6 protein-coding genes are annotated in these 8,168 nt (G+C 62.5%); all 6 read left to right on the plus strand.

Features of this window, described 5'->3' with window-relative positions:
• A partial coding sequence (locus tag M3P27_04690) for a cytochrome b N-terminal domain-containing protein (GenBank protein ID MDP9267609.1) occupies positions 1-768 on the plus strand: 768 nt, incomplete at its 5' end.
• A gap of 2 nt (positions 769-770) precedes the next feature.
• The gene (locus tag M3P27_04695) at positions 771-1,706 is read left to right on the plus strand and encodes a cytochrome C (GenBank protein ID MDP9267610.1); all 936 of its coding nucleotides are present in this window, start codon (positions 771-773) and stop codon (positions 1,704-1,706) included.
• A gap of 73 nt (positions 1,707-1,779) precedes the next feature.
• Positions 1,780-5,133, plus strand: a complete 3,354-nt coding sequence (locus M3P27_04700) for a cytochrome c (protein MDP9267611.1) — start codon at positions 1,780-1,782, stop codon at positions 5,131-5,133.
• Between the two features lie 68 nt (positions 5,134-5,201).
• Entirely contained in the window at positions 5,202-5,978 is a 777-nt protein-coding gene (locus M3P27_04705; GenBank protein ID MDP9267612.1) for a carboxypeptidase regulatory-like domain-containing protein, read from the plus strand.
• Positions 5,979-6,117: 139 nt separating this feature from the next.
• A complete protein-coding gene (locus M3P27_04710; GenBank protein MDP9267613.1) occupies positions 6,118-7,143 on the plus strand; it encodes a COX15/CtaA family protein in 1,026 nt (341 codons plus the stop codon).
• Positions 7,140-8,075 (plus strand): heme o synthase, encoded by a 936-nt coding sequence (gene cyoE, locus M3P27_04715; protein ID MDP9267614.1) that lies wholly within the window; start codon positions 7,140-7,142, stop codon positions 8,073-8,075. The genes M3P27_04710 and cyoE overlap by 4 nt, the downstream gene beginning before the upstream one ends.
• Positions 8,076-8,168: the final 93 nt, after the last annotated feature.

Genomic DNA, 8,168 nt, shown 5'->3' on the forward strand with positions numbered 1-8,168 from the left:
CAGATCTTCACCTCCATCTTCCGCCACAAGCACGACGACACGCCGCGCAACCGCGCGCTCGGCGTGCTCTCCAACGTGTTTCTGCACCTGCATCCGGCGAAGATCAATCGTGATGCGGTGCGCTACAACTACACCTGGGGCATGGGCGGCATCACCTTCTACCTCTTCATCGTGCTCACCTTCACCGGCGTGCTGCTGATGTTCTATTACCATCCGACGAAAGTGCAGGCCTTCCGCGACGTGCTCTACCTCGAGCACGACGTCCCCTTCGGCAAGTTGTTGCGCAACATGCATCGCTGGGCGGCCCACCTCATGATCATCGCGGTGTGGCTGCACATGTTCCGCGTCTTCCTCACCGGGTCGTACAAGAAGCCGCGCGAGTTCAACTGGAACGTGGGTGTGATCCTGCTGGTGCTGACCTTGCTGCTCTCCTTCACCGGCTACCTGCTGCCCGACGATCAGCTCGGTTTCTGGGCGGTGACGGTGGGAACGAACATGGCGCGCGCCACTCCCATGCTCGGACACGAAGGTCCGTTCGGGCCGCAGCTCGGCATGACGCCGTATAACGATGTCCGCTTCGGACTGCTGGGCGGTTCCATCGTGGACGCGAATGCGCTCCTGCGCGCATACATCTGGCACTGCATCGGCATTCCTATCATCGCCTCCATCTTCATGATCGTGCACTTCTGGCGAGTCCGTAAGGATGGCGGCATCAGCGGGCCGGCCCCAGTCATCCTGGCAAGCGAAGTCAAAGAGGCGAGGAGATAGCGATGGACTGGAGACAACTCTGGGAGATCTCGTCCACGCCCGACAACGTACCCATCGTGGCACTCTTGCCGCTGGTGGTCTTTTACTGCTGGCTGGCGTGGAAGCAGGCGCGCGCCAACGATGTGCTCATCGCGCAACTGGAAAGCGATCCCGCGCTCGCCAAGACGCACCACCGCAAGACCTATCCCTGGCAGCCGGGCTGGCAAAAAGAGATCCACGTGTGGCCGTTCCTGCTGCGGGTGGAGTTCCTCGCCGCCATCATCGTCACAATAATCTTGATGATCTGGTCCATCACGCTCAATGCGCCGATGGAAGAGCCGGCGAATCCGAACCTGACGATGAATCCGGCGAAAGCACCGTGGTACTTCCTCGGATTGCAGGAGATGCTGGTCTACTTCGATCCCTGGATCGCGGGCGTGGTCATGCCCACGCTCATCATCATCGGGCTGATGGCCATCCCGTATATAGATACCAACCCGCTCGGCTCCGGTTACTACACCTGGAAGCAGCGCAAGTTTTCCATCAGCACATTCTTCTTCGGCTTCATCGTGCTGTGGGTCTCGATGATCATCATCGGGACGTTCATCCGCGGCCCAGGATGGCTGTGGTTCTGGCCGGGACAGACGTGGGACCACAACAAGATCGTCTATGAGGTCAATCGTGACCTGCCCGACCTGTTCGGCCTGACCATGCAGCCGTGGAAGGGGATCTTCGGCGCCATCGTCGTGGGCCTGTATTTCATCGTCGGCGGGCTGCTGCTGCACACGCTGTTCAAGCGCTACAACCCGAAGGACTACAAGCGCATGAGCTTCCTGCAATACAACACCATGATGTTCCTCATGCTGCTGATGGTGTCGCTGCCGTTGAAGATCCTGTTGCGCTTGTTCCCCGGTTTGCACATCAAGTACGTCTGGGTCACGCCCTGGTTCAACGTTTGAAGGTTCAACGTGTGAAAGCTCAACGTTTGAAATCGTCGCTGGTCTTAAACCCTTAAAGGATTGAGACGCATAAATGGCCGAGCAATTGCCGCCGCAAGACGATCCCGTAACCAGTAAATCGCTCGCGCTTCCCTACTTGATCGCCACCGTGATCCTGTTGGGAACGCTGCTCTGGGCGATCTACGACGAGAACTGGGGCACGCGTCCGTGGAAGGGCTTCCAGACCGAGTTCAAGGACCGCTACGAGAATTACCTCAAGTCGGTGCGCACGCGCTCGGCACAAGCGGAGAAGGATTTGACGTCCGCGAGCGAGTATCAGGCGCTCCAGGCGGACTATGACCGCGTCAGCAGCGGCATCAAGCCGCAGGTCGACCAGCTCAACAAGGAGATCAACAAGGTCAACCGGGACATCGGCATCGTGCAGACCGCGTTCGTCGACGCGCGCGCGCACGTTTCCGCCGACACCTACGCCCTCGAGACGACCAGCAGCGACAAGAGCCGCGAGAGCAAGAAGAAAGACCTCGACGCGTACAAAGCCAAGCAGCAGTTCAGCGTCACGCTGCCCGACAAGGGCAAGGTCGGCCCGCTGGATTACAACCAGCTTGAGCAGCTCTACCTGAGTCTGAAGGACGAGAAGGCCAGACTCGTCGCCCAGCTCGCCGGCGTCACCAAGCCGCAAAAAGACGCGCAGGCGAAGATGAGCCAGTATCTCGCCGATAACATGGTCGACCTCGGTCCCGAAGCGCTCGACAACCTGCGCAAGGCGAATCGCGATTGGGATCCGCGCATCGTCCAGATCAACGTGAACTCGGCCAACCTGGTCGACCGCTGCGAATCCTGCCACATGGGCGCGCGGCAGCCCATCGAGATCACGGCGGCCGCGATGATGTCCAAAGGCAAGAAGCCGGACGCCTACGCGCAGGCCTTCGTTTCTCATCCCGAGCGCCAGCTGCTCACGCTGCACGATCCGGAAAAGTTCGGCTGCGCGCCCTGCCATGGCGGCAACGGCCGCGCCACTTCCAGCGTGGAAAAAGGACACGGCAACTACGAGCATTGGCTGTGGCCGCTGTGGAAGAAGGAGAACGTGGAGGCCGGGTGCCAGACCTGTCACGCGGCGGACATGGTGCTCGCCGCTCCGGGTGGGCCGGAGCTGGGCAAGACCATCGACTACGGCAAAGACATGTTCCGCGTCCGCGGCTGCAACGGATGCCATCGCTACGAGGGCTACGACAGGGAACCGGAAGACGTGATCTTCTTCCGCCAGCAGATCAAGCAGTTGGAGTCACAACAGAAAGACAACCTGCACCAGGCGGCCGTGCTGAGCAAGCAGGGTGACACCGCCGCGGACAACGCGGTCGCCAACAACTACTACCAGCAGGCGGAGAACCTGCGCGTCGAGAACTCGAACCTCGCCGGCAAGATCGAGCAGCTGGATCTGCAGATGCGCAGCGCCCTGCACGATATGAAGAAGATCGGCCCGAACTTGAAAGACATTCGGGCCAAACTCAATAAGAACTGGATCCCGGTGTGGTTGAAGAAGCCGACGGACTTCCGTCCCACCACTAAGATGCCGAACTTCCGTCTCGGCGATGAAGACATCCGGGCCATCTCGGCGTATCTGTGGCAAGCGGCGCTGACCGACGGTGTCCCCAAGGCGAAGCCGGGCGACGCCGGCCATGGCAAGGAATTGCTGGAGACGCGCGGCTGCCTCGCCTGCCACTCCATCGGTGAGGGCTCCGACCTGCAAGGCGGCACCTTTGCGGCGAACCTGTCGCGCCTGGGCGAGAAGGCGAACTTCGATTACATCGCGCGCTGGGTACACAACCCGCGGCTGCGCATCCGGCCCTACTGTCCGTATGAGAAGAAAGATATCGGGCCGGAGGACTACGCGAAGAAGGGCGTGCCTTACGTCTTCGACGAAGACCACTCGACCTGCCCGAATGATGGCCATGAGCTGCAGTATCAGCAGATGACGGTGATGCCCATCCTGCGGCTCAGCGAATCCGACGCCGCCGACGTGGCCACCTTCCTCATGACACAGAAGAAGAAGGAGGCGGCGGATTATCCCGACGCTCCTTACATGGACGACGCCAAGCTGAAAGACCTCGGCCGCGCCAAAATCCGCCAGTACGGCTGCGCCGGATGCCACGAGATCGCCGGCTTCGAAGATGAAGGCCGCATCGGCACCGAACTCACCCAGGAAGGCGCCAAGCCGATCGAGCGGCTCGACTTCGCGCTGCTCACGGAAGAAGCCAAGCGCGGCGGCGTGAACCCGGTCCTCAACCAAGTGGTCAGCCAGAACCTGGGCCCATGGTATGGCGGCAAGTACCCATCGAACGCGAAGGAGATCGGGCCGTGGTACGACACCAAAGGATTCTTCGAGAAGAAGCTGCTGGTGCCGAACCTTTACGACTACGACGTTGAGGGCCGTCCCAAGGTCAAGAAAGAAGAAGAGTACTTGCGCATGCCCGATCCGCACCTGAGCGACGAGCAGCGCAACGCCATCGTCACCTTCCTGCTCGGAAGCCAGGACCCGACCGTGCCCGCAGATTACAAGTACAAGCCGGGCGGCGCCGATCGCGACATCCAGGAAGGCTGGTGGGTCGTCAAGAAATACAACTGCATGGGATGCCACCAGTTCGTCCCCGGGCAGCAGACCGTGCTGATGGGGATGACGCGCTATCAGGATCCCGACTGGAAAGAGCAACTGCCGCCCAAGCTGCTGACCGAGGGCGCGCGTGTCGATCCCGTCTGGCTGATGCGCTTCCTGCGCAATCCCGCGCTCAGCGAGACCGACACGAATCGCAACGGCGTGCGTCCGTACCTGAAGGCGCACATGCCTACGTTCTTCTTGTCGGATAACGAGCTGCGCAAACTGGTGCGCTTCTTCCAGGCGCTCTCGCAGCAGCCCATGCCCTACATCCCGCAGCGTGTCGAGACGCTCACCGCGAAAGAGCTGGATATGGGGCGCAGCCTCTTCTCGTCCACTGCCGCGCCCTGCTTGAAGTGTCACGCAACCGGCGATCCGAACCACGACAAGACCGCCACCGCGCCGAACTTCCTGCTCGCCAAAGAACGCCTGAAGCCGGGCTGGATGGAGCGCTGGATCATCGATCCGCAAGCCATCTCGCCGGGCACGTCCATGCCCAGCGGCCTCTTTCGCAAGCAGGGTGAGCAATGGGTGTTCAGCGGGCCGATCCCGCCGAGCTTCCAGGGCTACGAGGGCGACCACACCAAACTACTCGTGCGCTACATGATGCAGCTCACGCCGGAAGAACAGCGCCGTGTGGCCGGCATGATGGGGCGCGCCAGCGCGGCGCCCGCGCCTTCCGCGAAGAAGACGGGCGCGGGTGCTGCTCCTGCGAGTAGGCCGGGGAAGGCGGCAAAACGCGCTACCAGCCCATCGGCCTCCGGCGCTTCGCGTTAGAATGACTGGTTTGACCACGGGTGCGCACGCAAGCAGTACGAACACGTTCGAGAAAGGGTTAAGAACCTATGAACCGGAAATCCCTGGCGCTCACCGCGCTTCTCTCCCTCTTAGTACTGGTAGCTCTCATCGGTTGCGGCTCGAAAGAGAACACCGAACAGAGCACCTCTGAAACGCCCAAGCCGGTAACTCCGATGGACAAGAGCCAGGTCGCAAGCGTCTCCGGCATGGCGAAGTTCGAAGGCACCGCGCCCAAGCCGACCAAGATCGACATGAGCCAGGACCCAGCCTGCAAGAAGACCGGCGCCGAGAACATGACCGAGACGGTGGTGGTCGACGATAAAGGCGACCTCGCCAACGTGTTCGTCTACGTGAAAGACGGCCTCGGCGATCGCGCCTTCGAAGTCCCGAAGGACAAAGCGACCCTCGACCAGCAAGGCTGCCGCTACCATCCGCACGTGCTCGGCGTCATGGCCGGCCAGACGGTCGAGATCAAGAACGACGACGACACCACCCACAACATCCACCCGGCACCGAAAGCCAACAAGGAATGGAATGAGTCGCAACCGCCCAAGGGCGCGCCGCTTGAGAAAAACTTTGCGCGCCAGGAAGTCCTCATCCCGGTGAAGTGCAATCAGCATCCGTGGATGAAGATGTACATCGGCGTGGTCAAGCATCCGTACTTCGCCGTGACCGACAGAGACGGCAAGTACGAGATCAAAGACCTGCCGCCGGGTGACTACACCATCGCCGCCGTCCACGAGAAATACGGCGAGCAGACGACCAAGCTGCACGTGGAAGCCAAGAAGGACATGAAGGACCAGAACTTCACCTTCAAACCCTAAGCGCGCTCGTTCTGGGTTCGTTCAACGGAAGGGGGCGGGTTCGCCCGCCCCCCCTTCCTCGTCTTGTCATGGTGAGCGAGGTCGCCGCGGCGACCGAGTCGAACCATCCCTATCGCCGGCAGGAACTCGCGTGAGCTCCATGCGGCATGATACAAATAGCGCTTCCAAGGGAGCCCCTTCTCTGACCTCGACCTACAACCCTGCGCACCATCGTTTTGCCCTGCTGCTGGCGGGCTCGACCTTGGTGTTGCTGGTGGCGGGCGCGCTGGTCACGTCAAATGATGCCGGGCTTGCCGTCCCGGACTGGCCCACCTCGTTCGGCTCCATCTACAAGATCCCACCGATGGTCGGCGGCGTGCGCTTCGAGCACAGCCACCGCATGGTCGCCGAGTTCATCGGAGTGCTCACCATCCTGATGGCGGTGTGGACGTGGCGCGCCGAGCCGCGTCGCTGGATGCGCCGCCTCGCCTTGGGCGCGCTCGCGCTCGTCATCTTCCAGGGACTGCTCGGTGGGACGACGGTGCTGAACTACCTGCCACCGGCAGTCTCGTCGGCCCATGCGACCTTCGCGCAGACGTTCTTCTGCGTCGCCGTCCTCATGGCACTCTTCACTTCGCCCTCCTGGGTCGCGACCGAACGTCTCGCGCTGCACGATGAAGGCACGCCTTCGCTGCGGACATTGACCGTCGTGCTCATCGTCGCGCTCTATGCGCAGCTCATCCTCGGCGCCGCCTTCCGCCATGTCTGGACGAAGCTTGGTCCAACCGGCGCGAACCGCATCGCGGCGAGCGAGATCGTGGGCACGTACCTGGTGCCCCACGTCCTGAATGCCCTGCTTGTCACCGCGTTGCTGATCTGGGTCGCCACGCGTGTGCTCGCGCGCTACGGTAAAGTCCCAACGCTGCGCAAGCCGGCCGCGGCGCTGCTCTTCCTCGTGGCGGCGCAGCTCATGCTCGGCTTTGGCGCGTACCTCGCCCGCATCGAGTGGGGACGCGACGCCGCGCAGCCGCATCCCTTCATGGTCTGGAGCACGGTCGCGCACGTGGTCACCGGCGCCGCAGTGCTCGCGACCTCGGTGGTGCTGACCGCGCAGGTCTATCGCAACCTGCTCTCGCAGGAACAGGAGCAGCTTGCGACTGAGGCGGGAAAGGCGGCCGCGGTATGAGCGCAGCCACACCGGTCACGATCGCGCGTCCGCATTCGCTGGGCAAAGATTTTGCCGAGCTGTTCAAGGCGCGCGTCACTTCGCTGGTGATGATGACGGCGTGGTGCGGCTGTTACATGGCCGCCGCCAAGTCAGACGTCTCTTCCCTCTCGTGGGCCTGCTTGAACGCCGTCCTCGCCATCGGACTGGTCGCCGGCGGCACCGCCGCACTCAATGAAGTGCTCGAGCGTGACTCCGACGCGCTCATGCTGCGTACCAACCGGCGTCCCTTGCCGATGAAGCGCATGGCGCTGTGGCAGGCGCTCGCCCTCGGACTCGTCGCCACCATCGGCGGCGTGATCTATCTCGCGCTGGCGGCCAACGGATTGACTGCCGCGCTTGCCCTTGCGACCAGTGCCGTCTACCTGGGGATCTACACCCCGCTCAAGAAAGTGTCGCCCGTCTCAACCTTCATCGGCGCCTTTCCCGGCGCCATGCCCGGACTGCTCGGGTGGACCGCGCTGCGCGGCAAGCTCGAGTGGGAAGCCTTCGCGCTCTTCGCCATCGTGTGGGTGTGGCAGTTTCCACACTTCCACGCCATCGCGTGGCTCTATTCCGAAGACTATCGCCGCGCCGGCATCCGCATGTTGCCGGTGGTGGACGCGACCGGACGCAAGACCGTGCGCGAGGTCATCTTCTACGCCCTGCTGCTCATCCCGGTAGCCTTCGCGCCGGCGTTCCTGGGTATGTCCAGCGGCATGTCCAGCCGCGTCTACCTGGCGGGAGCACTGCTGCTCGGCCTGGCACAACTCTGGGTGGCGGCGCGCCTTGGCCGCGGGCGCCTCACTCCCTTCGCTCCGGAATCAAAGGCCGCGGCGCGGCAGTTGCTGCTGGCGACCGTGCTGTATTTGCCGGCGCTCTTCGCGCTGATGATGATCACCGCAGTCCGCTGACGTGCCCGCTTCCCTAACCTCGGCCGCTGATTTGAATCCGCAAATAAAGCCCGAAGCCGTCGTCCGCGTGGAGAACCTGGTACATCGCTACGG

The organism is Acidobacteriota bacterium (genome assembly GCA_030774055.1).
Lineage (GTDB): Bacteria > Acidobacteriota > Terriglobia > Terriglobales > Acidobacteriaceae > JACPNR01.